Origin of the sequence: Pseudovibrio exalbescens DSM 16456 (assembly GCF_000422785.1) — a bacterium.
In the GTDB taxonomy this organism is placed as follows: domain Bacteria; phylum Pseudomonadota; class Alphaproteobacteria; order Rhizobiales; family Stappiaceae; genus Pseudovibrio; species Pseudovibrio exalbescens.
In genome coordinates this window covers 493890-518740 of record NZ_AUGS01000002.1, presented here as the reverse complement: position 1 = coordinate 518740, position 24851 = coordinate 493890, and the positions used below count along the sequence as shown (strand labels likewise).

21 protein-coding genes, 1 tRNA gene and 1 riboswitch are annotated in these 24851 nt (G+C 55.8%); of the genes, 12 read left to right on the top strand and 10 right to left on the bottom strand.

Translation table 11 applies throughout. The features are described 5' to 3' along the window. Window positions 1-203, bottom strand: a 203-nt coding sequence (locus G512_RS22750) for a hypothetical protein (RefSeq protein ID WP_028480755.1), incomplete at its 3' end; no start/stop codon positions are given. A 457-nt stretch (window positions 204-660) separates the two neighbouring features. Here G512_RS22750 and pheS point away from each other — a divergent pair. Together pheS and pheT are read left to right on the top strand one after the other, a co-directional pair. Beyond that, entirely contained in the window at window positions 661-1743 is a 1083-nt protein-coding gene (gene pheS, locus G512_RS0104920) for a phenylalanine--tRNA ligase subunit alpha (RefSeq protein ID WP_028480753.1), read from the top strand. Between the two features lie 39 nt (window positions 1744-1782). Beyond that, window positions 1783-4200: a phenylalanine--tRNA ligase subunit beta gene (pheT, locus tag G512_RS0104915; protein WP_028480752.1), complete on the top strand. Its 2418-nt coding sequence runs from the start codon at window positions 1783-1785 to the stop codon at window positions 4198-4200. A 60-nt stretch (window positions 4201-4260) separates the two neighbouring features. Here the strand turns inward: pheT and G512_RS0104910 are convergent, their stop codons facing one another. Next, the gene (locus G512_RS0104910; protein WP_143181370.1) at window positions 4261-5472 is read right to left on the bottom strand and encodes a hypothetical protein; all 1212 of its coding nucleotides are present in this window, start codon (window positions 5470-5472) and stop codon (window positions 4261-4263) included. Between the two features lie 198 nt (window positions 5473-5670). Between G512_RS0104910 and pfkB the strand changes: the two genes are divergently transcribed. The 5 genes from pfkB to nrdF all read left to right on the top strand — a co-directional run bounded on the left by pfkB (window position 5671) and on the right by nrdF (window position 11308). Beyond that, window positions 5671-6618, top strand: a complete 948-nt coding sequence (gene pfkB, locus G512_RS0104905) for a 1-phosphofructokinase (protein ID WP_028480750.1) — start codon at window positions 5671-5673, stop codon at window positions 6616-6618. A gap of 642 nt (window positions 6619-7260) precedes the next feature. Next, window positions 7261-7451, top strand: a riboswitch (cobalamin riboswitch). Window positions 7452-7549: 98 nt separating this feature from the next. Beyond that, window positions 7550-7771: a glutaredoxin-like protein NrdH gene (gene nrdH / locus G512_RS0104900; protein ID WP_028480749.1), complete on the top strand. Its 222-nt coding sequence runs from the start codon at window positions 7550-7552 to the stop codon at window positions 7769-7771. 4 nt (window positions 7772-7775) lie between these two features. Then, window positions 7776-8207, top strand: coding sequence for a class Ib ribonucleoside-diphosphate reductase assembly flavoprotein NrdI (gene nrdI / locus G512_RS0104895; RefSeq protein WP_028480748.1), 432 nt, complete (start codon window positions 7776-7778; stop codon window positions 8205-8207). Continuing rightward, window positions 8162-10309: a class 1b ribonucleoside-diphosphate reductase subunit alpha gene (gene nrdE, locus G512_RS0104890; protein WP_028480747.1), complete on the top strand. Its 2148-nt coding sequence runs from the start codon at window positions 8162-8164 to the stop codon at window positions 10307-10309. The genes nrdI and nrdE overlap by 46 nt, the downstream gene beginning before the upstream one ends. Window positions 10310-10330: 21 nt before the next feature. Continuing rightward, the gene (gene nrdF, locus G512_RS0104885) at window positions 10331-11308 is read left to right on the top strand and encodes a class 1b ribonucleoside-diphosphate reductase subunit beta (RefSeq protein ID WP_028480746.1); all 978 of its coding nucleotides are present in this window, start codon (window positions 10331-10333) and stop codon (window positions 11306-11308) included. A 102-nt stretch (window positions 11309-11410) separates the two neighbouring features. On the opposite strand, the gene G512_RS0104880 is transcribed toward nrdF, so the two are convergent. The 7 genes from G512_RS0104880 to G512_RS0104850 form a co-directional block, all read right to left on the bottom strand. Next, window positions 11411-12322, bottom strand: a complete 912-nt coding sequence (locus tag G512_RS0104880; protein WP_036488486.1) for an alpha/beta hydrolase — start codon at window positions 12320-12322, stop codon at window positions 11411-11413. A gap of 1 nt (window position 12323) precedes the next feature. Beyond that, window positions 12324-13946 (bottom strand): ABC transporter ATP-binding protein, encoded by a 1623-nt coding sequence (locus G512_RS0104875; protein WP_028480744.1) that lies wholly within the window; start codon window positions 13944-13946, stop codon window positions 12324-12326. Between the two features lie 11 nt (window positions 13947-13957). Continuing rightward, on the bottom strand, window positions 13958-14779 hold the full coding sequence (locus G512_RS0104870) for an ABC transporter permease (RefSeq protein ID WP_036488484.1): 822 nt from the start codon (window positions 14777-14779) through the stop codon (window positions 13958-13960). A gap of 6 nt (window positions 14780-14785) precedes the next feature. Continuing rightward, window positions 14786-15742: an ABC transporter permease gene (locus G512_RS0104865; protein WP_028480742.1), complete on the bottom strand. Its 957-nt coding sequence runs from the start codon at window positions 15740-15742 to the stop codon at window positions 14786-14788. Window position 15743: 1 nt separating this feature from the next. Continuing rightward, a complete protein-coding gene (locus G512_RS0104860; protein ID WP_028480741.1) occupies window positions 15744-17243 on the bottom strand; it encodes a carnitine 3-dehydrogenase in 1500 nt (499 codons plus the stop codon). Window positions 17244-17327: 84 nt separating this feature from the next. Then, window positions 17328-18881, bottom strand: a complete 1554-nt coding sequence (locus tag G512_RS0104855) for an ABC transporter substrate-binding protein (RefSeq protein ID WP_028480740.1) — start codon at window positions 18879-18881, stop codon at window positions 17328-17330. Window positions 18882-18935: 54 nt separating this feature from the next. Further along, entirely contained in the window at window positions 18936-19829 is an 894-nt protein-coding gene (locus G512_RS0104850) for a BKACE family enzyme (RefSeq protein WP_028480739.1), read from the bottom strand. 101 nt (window positions 19830-19930) lie between these two features. On the opposite strand from G512_RS0104850, the gene G512_RS0104845 reads away from it, so the two are divergent. Next, on the top strand, window positions 19931-20875 hold the full coding sequence (locus G512_RS0104845) for a GlxA family transcriptional regulator (RefSeq protein WP_036488482.1): 945 nt from the start codon (window positions 19931-19933) through the stop codon (window positions 20873-20875). Window positions 20876-20946: 71 nt separating this feature from the next. On the opposite strand, the gene G512_RS0104840 is transcribed toward G512_RS0104845, so the two are convergent. Next, window positions 20947-21036 (bottom strand) — tRNA-Ser (locus G512_RS0104840). A 271-nt stretch (window positions 21037-21307) separates the two neighbouring features. Between G512_RS0104840 and G512_RS0104835 the strand changes: the two genes are divergently transcribed. From G512_RS0104835 to G512_RS22005, 4 genes are all read left to right on the top strand, one after another. Then, complete coding sequence (locus G512_RS0104835; protein WP_073833129.1) at window positions 21308-21625, top strand: hypothetical protein; 318 nt, start codon at window positions 21308-21310, stop codon at window positions 21623-21625. Window positions 21626-21710: 85 nt separating this feature from the next. Beyond that, on the top strand, window positions 21711-22358 hold the full coding sequence (gene msrA, locus G512_RS0104830; protein WP_028480736.1) for a peptide-methionine (S)-S-oxide reductase MsrA: 648 nt from the start codon (window positions 21711-21713) through the stop codon (window positions 22356-22358). 158 nt (window positions 22359-22516) lie between these two features. Further along, on the top strand, window positions 22517-22978 hold the full coding sequence (locus G512_RS22010; RefSeq protein WP_051268909.1) for a MarR family winged helix-turn-helix transcriptional regulator: 462 nt from the start codon (window positions 22517-22519) through the stop codon (window positions 22976-22978). A 306-nt stretch (window positions 22979-23284) separates the two neighbouring features. After that, entirely contained in the window at window positions 23285-24766 is a 1482-nt protein-coding gene (locus G512_RS22005; protein ID WP_051268908.1) for a methyl-accepting chemotaxis protein, read from the top strand. The last annotated feature ends 85 nt before the right edge of the window (window positions 24767-24851 follow it).

Genomic DNA, 24851 nt, shown 5'->3' with positions numbered 1-24851 from the left:
GTCAAGCGCGGGATGACACCAGAGGTTGAAAACTCGACCTTGCCCCACACTCCCAACGTCATCCCGGAGAAGCGAAGCGCACATCCGGGATCCAGAAAGACGTACCCTTTTCCATCCGTCAATCCCGGCCCTCGATCCAGAAACCACAAAACATCTTGCCCCTGCGCCTGAAGCTCTGATAGGTTCGCCTCACGCTTAACCACCAAAGGCTTGACGAATGCCCCCTGCCCGCACAACAGATGATCTGCGCTTGCGTATTCACGACGGGCCGGCGTGTGGGCGATTTACCGACGGGCGTGGCTGAGGCACTAAGTCTGCCCACCGCGCCGCAGGAATGCCTTTTGCTTATCCAGCTCCCTTGAAGTCTCCAACCATTTGACTGATCGGCCATTCGCCTGAAGCCGAGAGCGGTTGCCGGCCTGATGCCACTCCGCCAAGCGCGGATCTGGCGCCCTGCCCCGGTTGGTCAGTCATGGCGCGCACTACGCGGGTCTTTTCCTTTCGCTCCCCGGGGGCGACGGAAACCAAGGGCTGCGGCAAAAACTGGCAAAAGCTGAAGGCGTAGCACTGGAAAGCGCTGGCATTTCTGTTAAAACACACTCCGACGAATTTCATTAATTGAGCGCCCTGCGGGGCGAAGCTGCAAACCTTTGAGGGATTATGTCCGACCTTCAAACTCTCGAAGCCGAGATCACCGCCGCCATTGAAGCGGCAGCAACCGAGGCTGCACTGGAAGACGTGCGCGTTGCGACCCTTGGCAAGAAGGGGTCTGTCTCTGAAAAGATGAAGACCCTTGGTAAAATGTCACCGGAAGAGCGCAAGGAAATGGGTCCGGCCCTGAACGGGCTCAAGACCCGCGTGGCCGATGCCATTGCTGCACGCAAGGAAGTCTTGAAAAAAGAAGCGCTTGAGGCGCGCCTTGCCAGCGAAACCATTGATGTGACCCAGCCGCTGCGCCCTGCTCCGGCTGAAACGGGGCACATTCACCCTGTCTCTCAGGTGACGGAAGAACTCTGCGCCATCTTTGCCGATATGGGCTTTTCCGTTGCCGAAGGTCCGGATATTGAAACCGATGAGCTGAACTTCACAGCACTGAACTTCCCGGAAGGCCACCCGGCCCGTGAGATGCATGATACCTTCTTCTTTAACGAGAAGGAAAATGGCGAGCGCCTGTTGCTGCGCACCCACACCTCTCCGGTTCAGATTCGCACCATGCGCACGCAGGAACCGCCGCTGCGCATTGTCATTCCGGGGCGCACCTATCGCTGCGACAGCGACCAGACCCATACGCCCATGTTCCACCAGATGGAAGGCCTTGTGATCGACAAGACCACCCACATCGGGCACCTGAAGGGCACACTGGAAGAGTTCCTGAAAGCCTTCTTCGAAGTGGACAATGTGGAACTGCGCTTCCGTCCCAGCTTCTTCCCGTTCACCGAGCCGTCCATGGAAGTGGACGTGAAGTGCGACCGCTCTGGCGCTGAAGTGAAGATCGGCGAAGGCGACGACTGGATGGAAATTCTGGGTTGCGGCATGGTTCACCCGAATGTTCTGCGCAACTGCGGCTTGGATCCTGATGTTTATCAGGGCTTTGCGTGGGGAATGGGCATCGACCGTCTGGCCATGCTCAAGTACGGCATGGCTGATCTGCGGGCCTTCTTTGACGCCGATGTGCGCTGGCTGAAACACTATGGCTTCCGCCCGCTCGATGTGCCCAGCCTGATGGCCGGCCTTTCCCGATAACCCCGCGGTCCTGATCGCACGCTATTAAAGAGAAGAGACATGAAATTCACTCTTTCCTGGCTCAAGGACCATCTTGAGACCGACGCTAGCCTTGAAGAGATCCTTGAGCGGCTGACCATGATTGGTCTGGAAGTTGAGGAAGTCACCAACCCGGCAGACCGCTTGGGCACCTTCCGTATCGCTCGCGTTCTGGAAGCCGAGCAGCACCCAAATGCGGACCGTTTGCGGGTTCTGAAAGTGGACACCGGTGACGGGGAACCCGTGCAGGTGGTTTGCGGGGCGCCTAACGCACGTGCCGGCCTTCGCGGCGTTTTTGCCAAGCCGGGCGATTATGTGCCGGGCCTTGATGTTACGCTGTCTGTTGGCAAGATTCGCGATGTGGAGAGCTTCGGCATGATGGCCTCCGAACGCGAGTTGGAGCTTTCCGACGAGCACGACGGTATTATCGACTTGCCGGAGGATGCTCCCGTCGGCGTACGCTATGTGGAATATGCCGGCCTCGACGACCCGGTTATCGAGATCGGCTTGACCCCCAACCGTCCCGATTGCGCCGGCGTCTATGGCATTGCACGGGATCTGGCTGCATCCGGGCTCGGCGCGCTCAAAAATCCGCAAAAAACGCATTTGAACGCGTCCGCGGACGCAAATGTGAGCGTGCGCATTGAACTGGGTAACAACATTGAAGATTGTCCGGCATTCGGCTATCGGGTCGTGCGCGGTGTAAAGAATGGCCCGTCCCCGAAATGGCTGCAAAAGCGGCTGATTGCCATTGGCCTGCGTCCAATCAATGCCCTCGTGGACATCACGAATTACCTCACCTTCGACCAGGGTCGGCCCCTGCATGTGTTTGATGCGGATAAGGTTTCTGGCGATCTGGTGGTGCGTTACGGCAAGAAGGGCGAGGAACTTATCGGCCTTGACGGTAAGACCTACCAGGTAGATGAAACCGACGTTGTCATTGCAGATGACAACGGTGTGGAATCTCTGGGCGGCATCATGGGCGGCGAAGTGAGTGGCTGCGATGAAAACACCACCAACGTGATCATCGAAGCGGCGCTCTGGAACCCTCTGACCATTGCGCGCACCGGCCGCAAACTGGGAATATCTACCGATGCTCGCTACCGCTTCGAACGCGGTGTAGACCCGGCCTACACAATGGAAGGCCTTGATTTGGCGACGAAATTGGCGATTGACTTCTGCGGCGGCCAGCCCAGTGAAGCCAAACTGACCGGGGAAATCCCGCAGTCGCACCGGGTCATCGACTTCCCTTATTCCGAGGTGAAACGCCTTGCCGGACTGGACTTGTCCCACGCGGAAATCAAGGCTGTTCTGACCATGCTCGGTTTCTGGGTAACCGGAAACAGCGATGTGGTAAAAGTTGCTCCCCCCACCTGGCGGCCAGATGTGCATGGCAAGTCTGATCTCGTGGAAGAAGTTATGCGCATGGTTGGCGTGGACAAGGTGCCTTCCACCACGCTACCGCGCATGGAACCTGTTTCACAAAAAGTGCTGACAACCAGTCAGGTTCGGCGTGCCCATGCCCGCCGCGCGCTGGCTGCCCGCGGCATGGATGAGGCCGTCACGTGGTCGTTTATCCCCGCTGCGCACGCGGAAATTTTCGGTGGTGGCCAAGCGGAGCTGAAGCTGGCTAATCCCATCTCCTCGGACATGTCCGACATGCGGCCATCGCTGCTGCCGGGCCTGCTCGCCGCCGCCCAGCGCAACGCGGACCGTGGCTTCCCGGATGTCGCATTGTTCGAAGTAGGCCAGGTCTTCTTTGGAGATGGTGAGCAAGATCAAAAGGTTATGGTTGCCGGCATACGTCGGGGCACAGCCTCGTTTGACGGAGCGGGACGGCATTGGTCTGGTAACTCCGATGCGGTTCACGTGTTCGATGCCAAGGCGGATGCAGAGGCTGCTCTGACAGCGATTGGCGTTGCGCCGGACAAGCTGATGGTGTTCACCGATGCCCCCTCCTATTACCATCCGGGCCGTTCCGGCGCGCTGAAAATGGGACCAAAGAACACGCTGGCGTATTTCGGCGAGATCCACCCGCAGACACTGGAAGACCTTGATATTGAAGGGCCTTTGGTGGCTTTTGAAATGTTCGTGGACGCCGCTCCGCAGCCAAAGAAAAAGCCCACCAAATCCAAGGGTGCGTTTGTCGCTCCCGATCTTATGCCCGTACGCCGTGACTACGCTTTTGTTGTCGACAAGGATGTTCCGGTTGAAAAGTTGATGCGCGCCGCGCGGGGGGCTGACAAGGCCCTGATCGTGGACGTCAACCTCTTCGATATCTACGAGGGGCAAGGCGTGCCGGAAGGCCAGCGCTCGTTGGCGATTGACGTCATGTTGCAGCCAACGAAGAAAACGCTGACAGATGAGGATATCGAAGCCGTCTCCGCAAAGATCGTGAAAGCGGTCGAAAAGGCGACAGGCGGCGTTCTGCGCGGTTAAGGTACTGACACAAAAAATAAATAGAAACGCGGCTTCCTCTGAAGCCGCGTTTTTCTTGAGCTACTGTGCGGTGCGATAGGGATCGCCAGTCAGATAACCTTGCTCAACCAAATGCAGCGTGAACCCTGCGGGGAAGGGCAGAAGCACCGCCTCTTCATAGCTGCACTTGTCAATATTTCTGCCATCGGGGCACACACGGACGCCAAAGTCATGGGCTGGACCATGGCGCTGTGTGATCTTGGCCAAGGCGGGAACAAAATCCCCCAAGCGGGTTTTGATTGCCCCCCATGCCGCCAGAAATCCGTTCATCTCCCAAAGGTCTGGGCTTTCTTCGGCGATGCCCTCCAAGTCTCTCAGTTCATTGACAAACTCGGCACGATAATCGGCTTGTGCACTGACATTGACAATCTTTGATCCGACCAGTTCATGCACTTCCGGCGGCGCGAAACTCGCAGCATATGGGGCGAACAAATAGAGAAATGTCTGGTCGATGGTCAGCAGCTCCAGGGTGCCATCAAAGTTCAGGTCGACCAGCCGGTAGTCGGCCCCGGCATCAAAATTCCCGGCCTCCACCAAATCCCAGCTGTTCCCATCTGCCGAGGTCAGGATTGAGGTCTGGAAGCAGCAATGAGCGCCCCCGGTAAATCGGCGGATTAGGACCTGCGGATAAGGCGTTTCCGGCGAAATGCGCACAAGTTCCAGAGAGTTACCAAAGGAAGCGTAGGAATCCAGGGGCGTGGGCAGGGTCTGCAGGAGGGTGCCGTTCACATCCCTCAGAGTTATTTCCAAACGGGTTTGCACATAGTCCTCGCCTGTGCTGGGCGCACCCTCGGCATCCTGACGCACTGCTTCTACCACCAGCGATTCAAGTTGTGCCTCGACCGACGTGCTATCGTCCAGATCAACGCGCACAATGCGCGGTGAAGACCAGACCACCTCTTGATAATTGGCACCCTTCGACAGATAGGCATCATCCGGCAAGGCGGAGGCATACTCCTTTTCCCGTACAGCTTCCATGGAGGTTAGTTCCACAGGGCCTGCAACAATCGCGAACCAGCCATTTTTCGCATGAACAACAAAGGTTTGCGGCAGGAAATAGCTGACTTCTCGAGCCATTTGGATGGCTTCCTGCTTGTCTTCTCGCGCTGCTACAACCAGCCACCGCTCGCTGTTCTTCAGGCTTGGTGGCATCTCGCGACCCGCCTCCGCGCTCGCGCCGGAGGATAAAAACGGGCATAAACAGATCAGCATAATCAGAAATAAACGTTGCATGAGGACACTCCGCTTCCGCATTGGCTGGCGCCAGCGTACCGCGCCCCAAGGCATTAACGTAGTCAGGATTGCAGGTGAGGTAAACATACCCGCAAAGGCCCTCAGTCTTGGCCCAGCATGTCCGCAAAGCTCCGCAGGTGAAAACCTCAGGGAGCATCGTAGAATAGTCCTAAAGCGCAGTTTCCAAGGAAAAGCCCCATGAGTGCAGTTCAACGTATTGCCAGTTTGACCCTCAATCCAGCCATCGACCAGACCGTGGTCGCGCCGGGCTTTTCGCTCGACTCAGTCAACCGGGCCACATCCACTCAGTCCGACGCCGGCGGGAAGGGCATAAACGTTGCCTCGTTTCTGGCTCGTTTCGGCCATCCAGTGGTAGGCCTCGGTTTGCTGGGGGAAGATAACGAAGCCATGTTCACGCAGCACTTTCAGCGTGTTGGTATTGAAGATGCTTTTACGCGCATCAAGGGCGCTACGCGTACCAACATCAAGATCATTGATCCGCCGACAAACCGCATCACAGACTTGAACTTCCCAGGGGCGCAGACCTCGGCACACGATTTGGAAGCTGTCGAGCGGGCGTTGATGATGGCTGCCATCGATGGGCTGGATTGGCTCATCTTGTCCGGAAGCCTACCTCTCGGCCTGTCCGATGACAGTTACCTCAGATTCATCAAATGGGCGCGCATGACAGGCTGCAAGACCGTGGTTGACACCAGTGGCGGCCCCTTGAAGGAAGCAATTGCCGCCAAACCAGACGTCATCAAACCCAACGTACAGGAGCTGCGTGAATATCTCCTGGCTCCACTGGCTTCGCCAGAAGACGTGGCAGATGCTGCACGTACCCTAGTGGAGGACGGCATAAGCATGGTTGTTGTTTCAATGGGCCACCAAGGCGCCGTTTTCTGCACCAAGGAGGGCGCCTATCACGCCCTTGCCGAGGCACCCAAAATCGTGACAACGGTTGGTGCTGGCGACGCCATGGTCGCTGGCGTTGTGCATGGGCACGTTGAAGGCAAGTCGCTGGAGGAAATGTCACGCACAGCAATTGCCTTTTCCATTGGAGCCCTAGGAGAAATCGGCCCGCGCATTCCAGAGCCAGCGCAAATTGCAGAACTGGAAACTCTCGTGAGACTTTCACCGATCTGATGCGCCCCCTCCTTTCATTGAAATGCAGCGGACACGCTGACCGCTTTACTTCAGGACCAAATCTACGGTCCAACAATGCAATTTGTCTTGCATGGACTGTTGTTAACTGAGAACCGCCCAGTTCCAACACAAGATAAAGCCAGCTTCCGCGTCCCAATTTGTTCTGGACCGACTCATCCCAGCCCATACCCACTCCCGGGCGGGCGCGAGGCACGAGCTAGTTTGGGGAGAACAGGCAAACCAGCTTGCCCTTTGAGTGTCGAATCTGCTCTTACCTTTTCTTAGATCAGGGGCTGTCCAGACCACCGGCTTATGCCGGATGCAGATGGCAGCCATGCACTGATCTGCATCAAGCCGGACTTGGTAACCCTTTCACGCAGTCAGAAAACGGGCTCAAGCAGCGGGCCGCTATGCAAATGAGTGGCATTCCGAACAGACAGATTCGGAAGCTGGCGCAAGAAACCCGCAGAAGTCTGCAGGGCAGAGACGGAAAAAGAAACTGACCCTGCCCCCGTGACGGCGGAAACGCGTTCAAAGTTTACTGCCGACGTCCATAGGCTGCGCTCACCCCAGTTTAGAATTCCACAAAATAGGCATGTGGGAACTCCCGGTCCACATATTGACTGCAACGCCGCAATGACCACAATATGCAGTGTCTTTGGTTCTCGCGAGTCGAGCTAAGAGGGAAGCTGGTGTAACTCCAGCACTGCCCCCGCAACTGTTACCGGCAAGTTGCTGCCCAAATTGCCACTGTCGTGCGTTTCACTACGGGAAGGCGGCGCAGCAATGCTCGAGTTGGAAGTCAGGAGACCTGCCGAGGCGACATATGACGACATCGGGCGGAGGGTCCGTGTGCGTGAGTTCCGGTGGCCAGCATATGCTCGGCCCCGTGGTCGTGCACGCCCTTCCCCCTATCTTGGGGATTAGAAACATGAGCATCACTGTATATTCAAAACCAGCCTGCGTTCAGTGCACGGCGACCACACGCGCACTCGACAGTGCAGGCCTGTCCTACGACGTGATAGATCTGACACAAAACGAGGATGCACTCGCCACCGTCGAGGAACTGGGCTACCGCCAGGTGCCCGTAGTTGTAGCGGGTGACCAGCATTGGGCAGGTTTCCGTCCCGACAAGATCGGCGGATTGGCCTGAGACATTGAGCGCACTGGTCTACTTTTCCAGCCCGTCGGGGAACACACACCGGTTCATGGAACGGCTGGGTTTGCCAGCGGTGCGCATTCCGGCGCGGGCTTCAGAGCCCATGCCTGCCGCACCAGGCCCGTTTGTGCTGGTGACCCCTACCTATGCTGACGGCGAGGGACGAGGGGCCGTGCACAAGCAGGTGATCCGCTTCCTGAATCAGGAATCCAACCGCGCCCAACTGAAGGGCGTGATTGCGTCCGGGAATAGAAATTTCGGCATTTACTTTGCTCATGCGGGGGCCGTGATCGCAGCAAAGTGTCAGTGCCCCTGTCTTTACAAGTTCGAGCTGGCAGGCACGAACAACGATATTGAACGGGTTCGCAAGGGACTAGAACTGTTTTGGCAACATCAACACTCGACAAACCACAGGCTTCAGAAGGCCTAGATTATCACGCCCTGAATGCCATGCTGAACCTTTACGACAGTGAAGGTCGCATCCAGTTTGACGCGGACCGACGGGCCGCGCGGCAGTATTTTCTGGACCACGTGAACCAGAACACGGTTTTCTTCCATTCGCTGGAGGAAAAGCTCTCCTATCTGGTGCGCGAAAACTATTATGAAGCCCCGGTTCTGGAGCAGTACGATCCGGCGTTTGTTAAAGAGCTGTTCAGCGCAGCCTACGCACGCAAGTTCCGGTTCCCGACGTTCCTGGGCGCCTTCAAATTCTATACCAGCTACGCGCTGAAAACATTCGACGGCAAGCGGTATCTCGAGCGTTATGAAGACCGCGTCGTGATGGTTGCTCTCACATTGGCGCAGGGAGATGAAACACTCGCCATGCGGCTCATGGACGAGATCATCTCCAACCGGTTCCAGCCTGCCACACCAACGTTCCTGAACGCTGGCAAGAAACAGCGCGGCGAGTTGATTTCCTGTTTCTTGCTGCGGCTGGAAGACAACATGGAGTCAATCGGACGGTCCATCAATTCGGCGCTGCAGCTCTCCAAGCGCGGCGGCGGTGTGGCCTTGATGTTGACGAACCTGCGTGAAGCTGGCGCCCCGATCAAGGGGGTGGAGAACCAGTCTTCGGGTGTTGTGCCAGTGATGAAACTGCTGGAAGACAGCTTCAGCTATGCCAACCAGTTGGGTGCGCGGCAAGGTGCCGGTGCGGTGTATCTGAACGCTCATCACCCGGATATCCTGAGCTTTCTGGATACCAAGCGCGAGAACGCGGACGAGAAGATCCGCATCAAGACATTGTCGTTGGGCGTTGTGATTCCCGACATCACGTTCCACTTGGCCAAGGCCAATGAGGATATGTACTTGTTCTCGCCTCACGATGTCGAGAAGGTCTACGGCGTGCCGTTCTCCGAGATTTCGGTCACCGAGAAATACCGCGAGATGGTAGACGATCCACGCATTCGCAAAAAGAAGCTGCGTGCACGTGAGTTCTTCCAGTTGCTGGCAGAAATCCAGTTCGAAAGCGGCTATCCGTACATCATGTTCGAAGACACGGTGAACCATGCGAACCCTGTAAAGGGGCGCATCACCATGTCCAACCTGTGTTCCGAAATTCTGCAGGTGAACGAGGCGAGCACTTTCAACGAGGATCTGTCCTATAAGCATCTGGGCACAGACATTTCGTGCAATCTGGGCTCATTGAACATCGCCCGAACCATGGATGGCGGAGATCTTGGCGCGACTGTCGAAACGGCCATTCGCGCACTGACGGCGGTTTCCGAAATGAGCGCCATTGATTCCGTGCCGTCTGTACGTCGCGGCAATGACGAAAGTCATGCAATCGGGCTGGGTCAGATGAACCTGCACGGGTTTCTTGCCCGTGAGCACATTCACTACGGCAGCCCGGAAGCCCTCGACTTCACCAACATCTATTTCTGTTCCGTATTGTTCCACTGCTTGCGGGCATCAAACGCCTTGGCACGAGAACGCGGAACTAGCTTCAAAGGCTTTGAGGATTCAGCCTACGCCTCCGGTGAGTTCTTCGACAAGTACGTCGATCGGGATTGGCTGCCAGAGACCGAACAAGCAGCAGCTCTCTTTGAAAAGTTCGGCATCACGATCCCCGGGCGGGCCGACTGGGTTGCCTTGAAGGAAGCCGTCATGAGAGACGGTTTGTTCAACCGCAATCTGCAAGCAGTGCCTCCGACCGGTTCCATCAGCTACATTAACAATTCCACCTCCTCGATCCACCCAATCGTTTCCAAGATCGAAATCCGCAAGGAAGGCAAAATTGGTCGCGTTTACTATCCAGCGCCCTACATGACCAATGACAATCTTGAGTACTATCGCGACGCTTACGAGATCGGCCCCGAGGCGCTGATCGACACCTACGCGGCCGCTACCCAGCATGTTGATCAAGGCTTGTCGCTGACGCTGTTTTTCCCGGATACGGCAACTACGCGCGACATCAACCGGGCCCAAATCTACGCCTGGAAGAAGGGCATCAAGACAATCTACTACATTCGCCTGCGCCAGATGGCACTTGAGGGCACCGAGGTGCAGGGCTGTGTTGCCTGCAGCCTGTAACCGAGAGGATAACAACGTAAAATGACGATCCATAGCACCATTGAACCGGCTGCGCGCGCCGTTAACTGGAACCGGTTGCAGGATGAAAAAGATCTGGAAATCTGGAACCGGTTGACCTCCAACTTCTGGCTACCCGAGAAAGTGCCGCTGTCCAACGACATCCAGAGCTGGGCCACGCTCACACCGGATGAGCAGAAGCTGACCATTCGCGTGTTTACCGGCCTTACTCTTCTGGACACGATCCAGAATACGGTTGGCGCTCCAACGTTGATGCCCGATGCTCTGACACCTCACGAGGAAGCTGTTCTTACCAACATCGCGTTCATGGAAGCGGTTCATGCGCGCTCATATTCTTCGGTGTTTTCCACCTTGTGCCGGACGGCGGAAGTGGATGAGGCGTTCCGTTGGTCGGAGGAAAACGAGCACCTTCAGGGCAAATCCCGCTTGATCCTCAAGGAGTACCGGGCAGCAAGCCATCCGTTGAAGAAAAAGATCGCCAGTGTTTTCCTGGAGAGCTTTCTTTTTTACTCCGGGTTTTACCTGCCCATGCATTGGTCCAGCCGCGCCAAACTGACCAATACAGCTGACTTGATCCGACTCATCATTCGCGATGAGGCCGTTCACGGCTACTACATCGGCTACAAGTTCCAAAAGAGCCTCGCTCAACTGAGCGAAAGCGAGCAGGCAGATATCAAGGATTTTGCTTTCTCCCTGCTTTTGGATCTCTATGATTTGGAGGTCAAGTACACAGAAGACCTTTATGACGGCATCGGCTTGACGGAAGATGTGAAGCACTTCCTGCATTACAACGCCAACAAGGCGCTGCAGAATCTGGGCTATGAAGGCCTGTTCCCGGAAAACATCTGTCAGGTAAATCCGGCCATCATGGCCTCCTTGTCCCCGAACGCAGATGAAAACCACGACTTCTTCTCCGGGTCTGGTTCATCCTACGTCATCGGCAAGGCAATCGCGACAGAAGACGAAGACTGGGACTTCTAAAACCGCGGTTCAAGCTGAGTTCTTACAAACCGAAAGGCCCGCCCCAACATATGAGGGCGGGCCTTTTTTATCGTGGCTTACACGTGAGTTTTCGTCTTTGGTTCAGTTCGCTTTGCGTTTGATCCAATCGCAAATCGTGTCAAAGCTGTTGCGGGCTCTGGATGACATATGACGGGCGCGCAAATAGCCATGCGGCAATTGCGGCTCGTTGCGCCACTCAGCCGCTACACCCTCCGCCAACAGACGGCGCACGAAAATGGCCCCGTCGTCACGCAGTGGATCCACATCAGCCGTAACAACGAAGGCTTCAGGCAGGCCTGCCAGAGAACTTGCCTGCAAAGGGCACAGCTCGGGATCATTTTCCCTCACCTCGGCATCGCCGCCAGTAATGACAGTGGCGTAATAGACGCAATCTTCCGTGCGCAGCAGCGGGGCTTCAGAATTCTCCAAATAAGACGCGGCAGTCATATCCCCGCCAAGTCCCGGATAAATCAGGATCTGACCAACCGGCATCGGTTCCCGCAAGCGCCGCAATCTGACACACAAACCGGCCACAAGATTGCCGCCTGCGCTATCCCCGCAGACAAAGCCTGCTCGTCCCTGCGAAACCAGACCCAACCAAACGGCCGTTACATCATCCAGTTGTGCGGGGTGCAGATGATCCGGTGCAAGCCTGTAATCAACTGCCACCACTTCACACCCTGTCTTGTCTGCCATTTCGGCACACACATCATCATGGCTCTCCAGAGACCCGACAACGAAGCCCCCACCGTGGGCATACAAGACAAACGGCCTGTCCACGTCACCTGACGTCTTATAACGCCGGATGGGGACACCGTTGCATGTCTCATCTCTCACCCGGACGGAGGCGGGACGCGGGGCGCGGAACTCGGCGCACATGATGTCGTAGGCGCGCCGATTGTCCTCTGCCGTTGCCAGATTTGCTTCCGCTGGATAGGCAGCTTCCGTGCGCTCAATAAACGCAAGAACCTCAGGATCGGTGATCTGGGACACCTCAGGCCTCCTCACGTTTTTGCAGGGTACGGGTAAGCCAGTCCGGTTCCATCTGAGGCACCGAACGCAACAAGGTGTCGGTGTATGGATGGTGGGGTGGTTGGAACATATCTTCCTTTGGTCCCTGCTCAACAACCCTGCCTTTTTGCATGACGACAACATCATCGGCAATGGCCTGAACGGTTGCTAGGTCGTGGGTGATGAACATGTAGGACAGGCCCCGCTTGTCCTGCAAGCGCTTCAACAGTCGCAAGATACCCTCCGCTACAAGTTGGTCCAATGCACTGGTCACCTCGTCACAGATGATGCAACGCGGCTCTGCCGCGAGTGCTCGAGCGATGCCGATGCGCTGCTTCTGTCCGCCGGACAGTTCGGAAGGCAGCCGATCGATGTAAGTGTCAGGCTCCAGCTCGATGGCGTCAAGCAGGTCCCGAATGCGTTCCTCCAGTTGCTTGCCTTGAAGCCCGAGGTAGAACTGAATTGGCCTCCCAATGATGCGCCGGATGGTTTGTTTGGGATTAAGTGCCGTATCCGCCATCTGATAGATCATCTGCACTTCACGCAAATGATCCTTGGTCCGGTTTGCCAGCGACGGCGGCAACTCGTTTCCGTCCAGCAACAAACGCCCTTCAACCGGCGGCAACAAGCCTGTCATGACCTTTGCAGCCGTGGATTTACCGGAGCCACTTTCACCAACAACAGCCACGGTTCGCCCATGGTGAATATCAAAGGACAGATCCTTTACCACGGGCTCTCCGGGCCGGTATTCTGCCGTAACATTCTCGACCCGCACCACCGGCACGTCATCCTGTCCCGGCTTTGGCTTGGGCTCGGACCGAAAGCTGCGAACCGCCCAAAGAGATTTGGTGTAGTCTTCTTTCGGTGCAGCCAACATTTCTTCGGTCGGCGCCTCTTCGACCTCTTGCCCCTGCAGCAGCACCTTGATGCGATCCGCCATCTGGGCCACCACCGCAAGATCATGGGTAATGTAGATCGCAGCCGTATTGAACTTGCGCACTACTTCCCGAATTGCCGTGAGCACCTCGATCTGGGTTGTCACATCCAACGCAGTTGTCGGCTCGTCAAAGATGATCAAGTCCGGTTTGCAGGACATGGCCATCGCGGTCATGGCACGCTGCAATTGTCCACCAGAGACTTGATGCGAATAACGCAGCCCGATGCCATCAGGGTCAGGAAGATGCATCTGATCATACAACTCACGCGCATGCTTTTCTGACGTCGCCTTGTCTTCCAGACCGTGAATCTGCACGGGGGCTTCAGTGAACTGATCAATCAACCGATGCGCCGGATTGAAACAGGCGGCGGCTGACTGGGCCACATAAGCGATGCGACGGCCCCGCAGATCGCGTCTGCCTGCTTCAGTCAGGCTCAAAAGATCGGTGCCATCAAAATTGATCGAGCCTCCGGCTATCCGGGTACCATCACGGCTATAGCCCATAGCAGCAAGACCAAGAGTGGATTTGCCCGCTCCGGACTCGCCGATCAACCCAAGCACTTCTCCTTTTCGAAGCTCAAGATTAATCCCGTCCACAATGGTGAACCAAGTCTTTCCCTGACGCCCTTCAATGCGCAGGTCCTGAATTTTCAATAGTATATCATCCACGGCTCACCTCATTAGTCTTTCAGGCCAGAGGCGCAGTGCAGCACCCAGTCCACGACGAAGTTAATGCTGATGGTCAGCACAGCGATGGCCGCAGCCGGCAAGAGCGGTGTGATGTCGCCAAAGGTAATCAGCGCCGCGTTGGCACGGACCATTGAGCCCCAGTCCGCCGTCGGCGGTTGGATGCCAAGCCCCAAGAACGAAAGCGCGGAAACTGCCAGAAAGACAAAGCAAAAGCGGAGACCGAACTCAGCCACCAATGGTGCCGCGATGTTGGGGAGGATTTCCGCTCGTATCTGCCACCAAAGCCCCTCGCCGCGCAATCGCGCCGCCTGGACGTAGTCCATGACAACAACATTCATGGCAACAGCCCTTGTGAGGCGGAAGACCCTGGTCATTTCCAAAACCGCAATCACGCCGATCATGTTGACAATGCCGGTTCCGAAAATTGTCAGCAACAGTAAGGCAAATAAGAGTGCGGGAATGGCAATCAGCATATCCACGAAACGGGACAGGAACTGATCCACCCAGCCACCCAGTGTTGCGGCCAAAAGACCGAGCACGGAACCAATGCTGAAAGCTAACGCCGTTGTGGCCAATGCGATACCAACCGAATTGCGAGCACCGTAAATCAGGCGAGACAACATGTCTCGACCCAGATTGTCGGTGCCAAGCAGAAACTCACCGCCCCACTGCTCGAACTCCATACCGACAATTTCGGTTTCGCCGTGCGGTGCAATCTGACCGGCAAAAATGCCCAGAACCGCATAAATGAGGATGATGACCAGACCCAAAATGGCTGTTTTGGGTGCGTCTTTCAAAACGCCGATTTTCATATCACCTTACCTCCCGTGCAACAGTCGCGGGTTGGTCGCGATCGACAGAATATCGGCAACCAGATTGAGGAGAATGTAGACCCCAGCGAACACCAGACATGTTGCCTGAACCACAGGAATGTCACGGGACGCGACACTATCAACCATGAGCTGGCCGAGCCCGGGATAAACAAACACGACTTCTACAATCACAACCCCGGTAATGAGATAGGCCAGATTAAGGGCCACCACATTGATGATGGGTGCCAACGCGTTTGGCAGCGCATGACGAACGATGATCCGTGCAGGCGATGCCCCCTTCAGACGCGCCATTTCAATGTACGGCTGAGCCAACAGATTGACGATGGCCGTACGCGTCATGCGCATCATGTGCGCCGTCACCACCAGCACCAACGTCAGTGCAGGCAAAAAGGTGCGATACATCATCTCAAGAAGACTTGCTTCGGACCCGAAGTCTGCAATCGACGGGAACATGCTCATGCGCACCGAAAGGAACAGCAACAGAATGTAGGCCACGAAGTATTCCGGGAAGGAGACCGAAGACAGGGTGACGATATTGATCACCCGGTCAAAAATCCCGCCGCGCAATAACGCCGCCAGCAGGCCGAGACTGATGGACAGGGGAACCGCAATGGCTGCGGCATAACAAGCAAGAAACAGCGTATTACCCAGCCGTACGGAGATGAGTTCAGCGATTTCGCGGTTATTTGCCAAAGACCGACCGAAATCACCCTGAACGATGCCCACCAGCCAATCCAGATAGCGAACATGGGCGGGCATATTAAGGCCCAACTCCGCCCGGAACGCGGCGACCGTTTCCGGGGTCGCCGACTGTCCGAGGATCTGTTCCGCCAGATCCCCGGGAAGCAGCTCGACCGCGAGAAACACAACGAGTGAGATCGCGAAGAGCGTAAAGAGACCAAGCGCAATTCGCTGCAAGATCATCTTGAGGAGCGGATGCACGTTACACGACCTCCTTGTTGGCCCAGCCAATCATGCGGATGCCGGCTCCGGCGTAAGCTGGTGCTTCAAGGTTGGATTGCCCCGGCGCAAGTGCGGCAAGACGTTCGGCCAATTGCGGCAGGAACGGACATGCTCGGGAGGTATTCGTGTTCACATGCAAGAGCATATGCTCCGCCGTAGCCAAAACCTGCCCGTCTTCGTCAGTCATCTCATGGAGAATACGAACGCGTTTGGCATCACATCCCAAAACTCGCGTCGTGACAAAAATGACCGCTCCAACGCCAACTTCGGCCGTATGGCGCAAATGGGATTCCACTGTGTAAACTGAGTGGCCACTTTCAAGGTATGCTTTGTCCATGCCGATGTAGGCGAGGAAGGCGTCTGTTGAATCGCCAAACACCTGCAGGTATCGGTGTTCGGTCATGTGACCGTTGTAGTCGATCCAGTCATCCTTTACGCGTGTCTGATACAGAGCCAGCGGCTGTGCCGGATCAATGTCATCTGACGGGTTGCCTTGAGACGGGCAGTGTTCTTCCTCCCAGCGCGCCAGTGTTTCACCCGCACCCCAGCGGCGGCTCTTCAGCGCCTGCAAAATGCCGACAAGATTGTCATCACGAATGCGTTCCAGCTCACGAATGGAGTATTGTCCGGACTGCGCATCGGATTGGTCGGCAATCTTTTGAGCCAGCTCATCGGTCATTTCGGGCACATCCATCAGCTTGGTCCATGGCCAGGCCAATGCTGGGCCAAACTGCTCGATGAAGTGCTTCATGCCGGCTTCGCCGCCTGCGATCCGATAGGTTTCGAACAACCCCATCTGGGCCCAGCGCAACCCGAAGCCATAACGGATCGCATCATCAATTTCTTGCGTGGTGGCAATATCGTCGTGGATCAGCCAAAGGCCTTCACGCCAGACTGCTTCTAAAAGACGATCAGCGATGTGGGCCTCGATTTCACGGCGCACCACAAGGGGATGCATACTCAGGCCTGCAAGGATCTGACTTACACGCTCCGTGGTCGCTGCAGTGTTAACGTCACTGCCGACGACTTCAACGAGCGGGACCAAATACACCGGATTGAAAGGGTGCGCGACGACGAGGCGTTCTGGATGCTGCATTTTGGCCTGCAGCTCCGACGGCTTGAAGCCAGAGGTGGAAGAGCCGATCAGAGCGTCTGCAGCGGCACCTGCCTCGATCTTTGCGATCACGTCATGTTTGATTTCCAACCGCTCCGGTACATTCTCCTGAATGTAGCTTGCACCGGCGACGGCTTCTTCCACGCTATCGTGAAAGGTCAGCACACCTTCTGTCACAGGCGGCGTATCAACAAGGCGCTGATGCGCACGGCGCGCATTATCCAGCATGGCTTCCACCGTGCGGCGGGCATCTGAATTTGGATCATGAAGGGCGACGTTGACGCCAGACAATAGGAAGCGGGCTACCCAGCCGCCACCAATGACTCCGCCTCCAATGACGGCAGCCTGGTCGATAGGGCATGTCATGTGTGTATCTTTCGAATTGTATCTTGAATTGAGTGGGGAACTGGCTTCGCCACAAACAAGCGGCGAAGCCAGACGGGGCTCGTGTTAAGCCTGCCACCACCGTTCGACGATCTTCCAGCCGTCGAAGAAACGGTTGCTCGCCACCTTGCCGTGGGCAACCTTGTCGTTCTTGCCGTCGATGTGATTGGTGAACATCGGAATGATGGTGCCCCCATCATCGCGGCACAGGATCTGCATTTCGCGATACATCTCCGCGCGGCGGCTTTCATCCAGCTCCGCCCGTGCCTGCATCAGCAGCTTGTTGAAGCGCTCATTCTGCCAATGGCTCTCATTCCACTTGGCGTCGTTGGCGTACACAAGGCTGAACATCCAGTCTTCAGTTGGACGACCATTCCAATAGCTCATGCAGAACGGCTTCTTCAGCCAGACGTTGGACCAATACCCATCTGCAGGTTCACGCTTGACGTTGATGTTTATGCCGGCATTGGAAGCTGTTTCCTGAAACAGAACGGCAGCATCAACAGCGCTGTTGAACGCTGCTTCCGAGGTAGAAAGCGTGACGTCCAAGCTATCAAGACCAGCCTTTTTCATGTAGTGCTTGGCCTTCTCCGGATCATAAACTCGCTGCTCAAGATCCTTGGCGAAGAAACGGTTTGCAGGTGCGATCGGGTGATCATTACCAACCCGGCCATGGCCGCGCAGCAGCTTGTCCACCATTTCCTGACGATCGATAGCGTGCTTGAGCGCCAGACGAACATTTGGATCATCAAATGGGGCGCTATCGCAATGCATCGGAAAGGTGTAGTGCGCCGTGCCGGTAACCTCGACGGTTTCGATACCCGGACGACGTTCCAGAAGGTGAACGGTTTTGACGTCAACGGTGTTGATGACATCTACCTCACCTGTGACCAGCGCATTCTGACGTGCTGTCGGATCGTTGATTGTCAGCAGAAGCACTTCATCAAACCAGGCGCGGTCTTCCTTCCAGTAGTCGTCGCGGCGCTTCAGGCGCACACGCACCCCCGGTTCATGCTCTTCCAGAGTGTAGCCACCTGTGCCGATGCCCGCTTCCCAATCGATCTTGCCATTGCCGTTGTCCGGCATAATGACCAAGTGGTAATCCGCTGCAACATATGGGAAGTCCGCGTTGCCGCTCTTGAGTTCAAACACCACCACCCGATCACCGTCGGCGCGGATGTTCTCAATCTGCGCCAGCAAGCTCTTGGCACCTGATTTGGAATCTTCGCTGCGGTGATGATTGTAAGACGCAATCACATCATCAGCGGTCAGAGGCTTGCCATTGGAGAAGGTGACCTTGCGCAGCTTGAACGTCCAGGTTTTGGCGTCCGCACTCGGTTCGATGCTCTCTGCCAGCTCCGGTACAGGGTTTCCATCGGCATCAATCTCAACGAGGTTGTTGCATACCCCGCCCAACATGGCGGTGACCACCGGACCGGCCGCATAGGTTGCCGGATCAATCGTGTCGGAGGTTGCGCCGCCTGAATGGCCGATCCGCAACAAGCCGCCGCGCTTCGGCTGCGGTGTTTTGGCAAAGGCATGAATGCCCGTGCCGAGGGTCAGGCCGGTTGCCGCCGACAGCTGCAAAAAGCTGCGACGGTTCAGGTTGCTCAAAGTCATACACTCTTCCTTTCTGAAAGCGCGCGGGTGACGCGCGTTTGCCGTTTCCGCCTATTACCAGCGCTTCTTGAGGTTCAAGCTTTCGCGTACTTCTGCCGGCGTCATGAGCTTCACGTTCATGGCGGACAGGATGGTTTCAGCGCGCTCAACGAGGTCGCCATTGCTTGCGGGAACGCCCTTGTCGAGCCAGATGTTGTCTTCAAGACCAACGCGCACATTGCCGCCGTTCAATACCGCTTGCGCCACGTAGGGCAGTTGCATCCGCCCGATGGAGAACATGGAATACTGCCAACCCGCCGGAATATTGTTGACCAAGGCCATCAGCGAGTTGGTATCCGCTGGTGCTCCATAAGGGATCCCCATGCACAACTGCAACAGTACCGGGTCATCAATCAGCCCCTCTTCAACCAAGGTGCGCGCCATCCACAGATGACCCAGATCGAAAACCTCGATCTCCGGTTTCACGCCTGCATCCTGAATACGCTTCGCCATGGCACGCAGCGTGCCGGGCGTGTTGGTCATCACGTAGTCGGCTTCGGCGAAGTTCATCGTGCCGCAATCCAGGGTACAGATTTCCGGCAACAGTTCTTCCACGTGGGCAACACGCTCACTGGCGCCAATCAGATCCGTGCCATCTTCATTCAGCGGCAGGGGCGCTTCGGCCGAACCCAGAACAATATCGCCGCCCATTCCGGCTGTCAGGTTCAGCACCACATCGGTTTCGCTTTCGCGGACACGAGCGACGACCTCGCGGTAAAGTGCCGGATCACGCGAAGGGGCCCCTGTTTCTGGATCCCGCACGTGAACATGGGCTACAGCCGCGCCGGCTTTGGCAGCCTCGATACACGCATCAGCAATTTCCTGAGGCGTTACCGGCACACGATCGCTCTTGGTGTGGCTTTGTCCCGATCCAGTTACCGCACAGGTAATAAACGTTTTCCAGTTCAATGGGTGCTCCAGCTTTTTGGGTGTTTTTCGGTAGACGCACAGACCTTAGGGGCTTGTAGCCGGTTTATATTTTGCAATTTCTGTCATATAATTGATCTATTATGCCAATATCGCCCCAAAATCTCATCATCGTGCCACTGGATGGCTTCTCCAACATGGTGCTGGCATGTTTTGTAGAGCCGCTGCGTGCTGCCTGTCTGTTGGCCGGAGAATCGATTTTCACTTGGTCGATTGCTACCCCTGGTGGTGCCAGCGTCCTCAGCTCATCCGGCATGCAGTTACAAGCCGATGTGCCGCTAGAAGAGATTGAAGGGGCCGACACGCTGGTGCTTGTCGCTGGTTATGGCGCTCGTGCGGCTTCCCGCGCTGAAGCTCTTGGAGAAATACGCGGTGCAGCCCGTCATGTGGATACGATCATTGGCTTGGATATGGGCGCCTGGGTCATGGCTGCGGCCGGCTTGCTGGAGGGGCGTGAAGCTACCGTTCACTGGCAAGAATCCGAGGCCTTTCGAGAAGAGTTTCTCAATGTCAAGCTGCGGCCAGATGGGTATGTCGTGGATGGAGATCGTTTGACGGCAGGCAGCGCGACAGCCGTAATGGACCTGGCACTGGACATGATCCGAAACACCGTGGGAGAGGCCCCTGCCTACGATGTAAAAGCGCTGTTTGTCTATGATCCTGTCGAACGCCAGCGTGCAGAAACCGCAGCGCTTTCGCCTCAGCTTGGCCGGGCCGTCAGGCTCATGCAACGCACCATGGATGCTCCACGCTCTCTTGAGGACATTGCAGAACACGCAGCTGTTTCGCTGCGCACGCTGGAGCGGTTGTTTCGGCGAGAACTTGGCATGCCAGCCGGCCGCTACTATCGCCAAACCAGGCTGGGTCATGCGCGCGCGCTCGCTATGGAGACACGTCTGCCAACGGTTGGTATCGCAACCCGCACCGGCTTTACATCCGCTGCCGCTCTTTCAAGAGCATACAAACAACACTTTGGTGAGACGATCAGAGAAACACGAGCGGCCCTTCTGCCAGAACAAACACCGTGAGGCATCAGTGCGATATGCTCAAGGATGACTGAGAAATGAGGTATCGGTTTTCAGGGAAGGTATAATAAAAATGGCGGAGAGACAGGGATTCGAACCCTGGAGACGGTTTCCCGCCTACACGCGTTCCAGGCGTGCGCCTTCGACCGCTCGGCCACCTCTCCGCATCACGACACCAGCTGTGCGCCGGCGGTGTGAGAGGGGGTATAGTAAAAGCGTTTGTAGGGCGCAAGCACTTATTTTCAAAAAGGCTTCACCTTTCCCCAACCTGTGAACTGCGCATGACAGTTGAGGGACGGCCGCTCGTCGTGTGAACTTGTTAAGAAGGAACGCATTCACCGGATGTTGAGTTTCGTTGTTCATGATTAAAGGGCACGATGACCCCACATGCGCTATCAGTGGTGGCGAGACAAGCAACAATTACGGAGTGCAAACGTGTTCAGTTTCCTGGCTAGAGTGCTCGGACTTTGGTTCATTGCCATTGCCCTTGTGTCGTTCGTGGTTGATTGCACCCGCAGCATCGCCGCGTCGGCTTGGGTCATTACTCCGATGGGGCAGGTTTGGTTCGACATTTCTCCTGGCACGTTGAACGCGGCCCAAGCAGGTGTGCAGCGCCACATCTCGCCTTTCTTATGGGATCCCATTTTGCAAGGCCTGCTCCAGTATCCGGCATGGGTAATCTTCACACCATTGGGCCTGCTGTTGATCTGGTATGGCGACCGCAGGCGGAAACTCCGCGCCTCCCTGCTCTGATTTTTCCGCCGCTGTCATATGCCGTGCTTGATTTTTGCTCGATTTGAGCCAGCTTTGAAGCATGGAAAAATACGGGGAGGGATAAATGTCTTTCATGACACTGCTGGCCAACCGGTTCAGCAAGCAGACCGCAGAGGGCAGCCTGCCTGGCCGAGACACACCACTCACCTCTCCTGGAAATCACCAGGTCTCTGGCATTCCAATAAATGGCCCCTATCCCGAGGGCCTACGAGAGCTGGTAGTCGGGATGGGTTGTTTTTGGGGCGCTGAACGCCTCTTTTGGCCGCTACCGGGTGTTCACGTGACAGGTGTTGGCTATGCAGGCGGAACCACCCCTAACCCGACCTACAATGAAGTTTCAACTGGACGAACCGGCCACACAGAAGTTGTGAAGATTGTATTTGATCCGGCCCACCTCCCCCTGACGGATCTTCTGAAAGTATTTTGGGAAAACCACGACCCCACACAGGGCATGCGTCAGGGAAATGACATTGGCAGCCAGTATCGATCAGCAGTTTATGTAATGGACGAAGATCAGCTAACAGCTGCCGAAGAATCACTAATACTGTTTCAAAAGGCGCTACGGTCCGAAAGTATAAAGCGGACGATTACCACAGAACTCAAAATGGCCCATAATTTTTACTGGGCGGAAGACTATCATCAGCAATATCTTGCCAAACATCCAGAGGGATACTGCGGTCTCAAGGGCATTGGCGTGGCCTTTCCGGGTTAAAGCCACCAACTTTGAACCTACACACACCTATTGGTAAATGTTCCGTATCGGAAGGAAACACCACCCAAGATTGAACAAGGTTATTGTAATATATAAAATTTTAATTTATTTTCGTCATCAACAAACTCAGATGCACCAATTTCCAGAAATGTTTTCAAATGTTAGTTGATCAAGTCGCAAACAAGTTAACCGCTATCAGCACGCTACTCGAAGATACAAGTCTTCAGACTTATGGAGACCTATCCGCAAGTGCAGTAGCCGCTCTTCTTACAATCCAGCGCCACACCAGCATTTCCATCGGCGGAATCGCAGCAGAAGTGCGTTTGAGCCATTCAGCTACAGTCCGGTTGATTGACCGCCTGGAGAAGGATTGGCTGGTTCGGCGCCAACGTCGCCGCGGCCGGGAAGTCATGGTCGAGCTGACAGCCCGCGGCAAACGCCGTGCCACAGATCTAGCGAAAGCTCGGTGGGAGGCTGCAACAGCATTGCTCAATGAAATTGATGAGAAGGATCTCGAGCGCCTTAACGAGGTCTTTCAAAAGATACTAAACCAAACCGAAGACACAACTTGCCAACGCTTTTGCTTCGCGGAAGTCGAGCCCCTTGCCGAGCCTGCTTGAGCGACAATTAATATTTAAGCCGCCTTTCGCAAAAACTCTTTACACTTGATGGAACAAACATACTTGTTGCCACATACCCGTAGCGGCCATTGCCCTGCGGGTTTTTTCTTGAACGTCTTCTCGCTAGGGCTGTAGTTGGCACTGTTGGCCGTGCCCGCCCCCCAAAACGTGAAGCCTGTTCAATATATGCAGCCTGAGACAAGGCACGGAGCGTACGCTCCCAGCGGAGTCGGTTGTGTTTTAACGAGGCTGCATTCCACCTCACTCTCGTCAACTGTGGTCATGGTACATGACAGAGGTCCGAAGATGACAACGTCCGCGCATCGTGCAAGCTCCCCAGCATCCCCTGAACACAGTTTTACTCGCATTTTTGTGGCCGTCTCTTGGATCTTGGTGCTCCTTGTCATCACCTCAGCCTGGACCAACGGACATGACGCATTGAGCCTGCTGGCCGGCACAGCGATGCTGCTAGCCGCGATTCCAACAGGCTTTTGGCTCCGCACAGCTCCTGATGTTCTTACGCGAACCAGTGTGGCGACTTGTTTGCCCCTATTGGTTTCCCTGCTGTTTATTGCGGGCGACCCTGCCGAGTTTGGATCGACCTTTGGCGCCAACACGCGCGTGTTGTTTTATATTGGCCTTGCGATGATGCTTGTCTGGTTAGACAAACGCCCAATTCTGGTCTTTGCACTCATTGCAACATTACATTTTTTAGGAACAGGCTCTCTGCTGACGACGTGGTCTTCGCAAAGCGGATCCAGCATGGCACATCTGCTTATGGATGTTGGTCTGATATGGGCGGAGGCTTTCCTGCTGACAGCTACCTGTAGCAAGATCAATGCGCAACTTACCGCCGCTGAAGACACTCTGGCTGCAACGTCAACCGAACTCGCGACCTGCCAAGCTGCAGCGCACCAGAAACACCATCAAACGGCGAACATGGAAGCTGGCGCACCGGGCTCTGAAATTGTCACCGCTTTCAATGTAGAAACCAATGATCTTATGGTCGCCTTGGGCAGACATGCCGCAGCCCTTCTTACTGCAACTGAAGAACTAGCGTCTCTCAGCACCAAAGCCATGACATGCTCAGAGGCAGCCCAAAAATCTTCAGGAGAGGCATCCGGAAACGTTCAGTCCGTCGCTGCAGCAGCCGAAGAGCTATCAACCTCCATAAATGAAATCGCAGGTCAAATCGTCAATACCAACAGCATGATTAGTCGTGCCAACGAGAGCGCCAAACAGGCGGAGGCCACGATGAGCGAGCTGTCCGAGGCCGCAAACCGCGTTGGACAAGTCATAACGTTGATCCACGCGATAGCAGATCAGACCAACTTGCTGGCATTGAATGCCACTATCGAAGCGGCCAGAGCAGGCGAAGCTGGACGCGGTTTTACTGTGGTTGCTTCTGAGGTAAAAGGATTGGCGACCCAAACATCCCAAGCCACCGATGAGGTCAGCACCCACATCACCGCAATTCAAAGCCAGACGAAACGAGCCGTCGAAGCCATTGGCTCCATCACCGCCACGATTGATGACGTCAACGCAAATGCTGATGCAATATCTGGAGCCATCAACCAACAAGGCGGGGCAACCAAAGAAATATCTCAAAGCATTTTCGCAGCGACCCAAAGCACTCATGCTGTTTATTCGGATCTGGAACCACTTGGGAATGCGGTCTCACAAGCCTCCAGTGCAACCGAACACATGAAGCAAGAGGCCTTCGCGTTGGATGAACGCCTGGTTAGTTTGCAAGCTCGGCTTTCCCGGTTCATCGATGACCTGACATAAGGACCGTACGACGGCCAGACATAGTATCCTTGAGGAAACACGTCCGGCACCTTGTCTTGCAGTTGCTCTCAAGCATCAGGCTCTG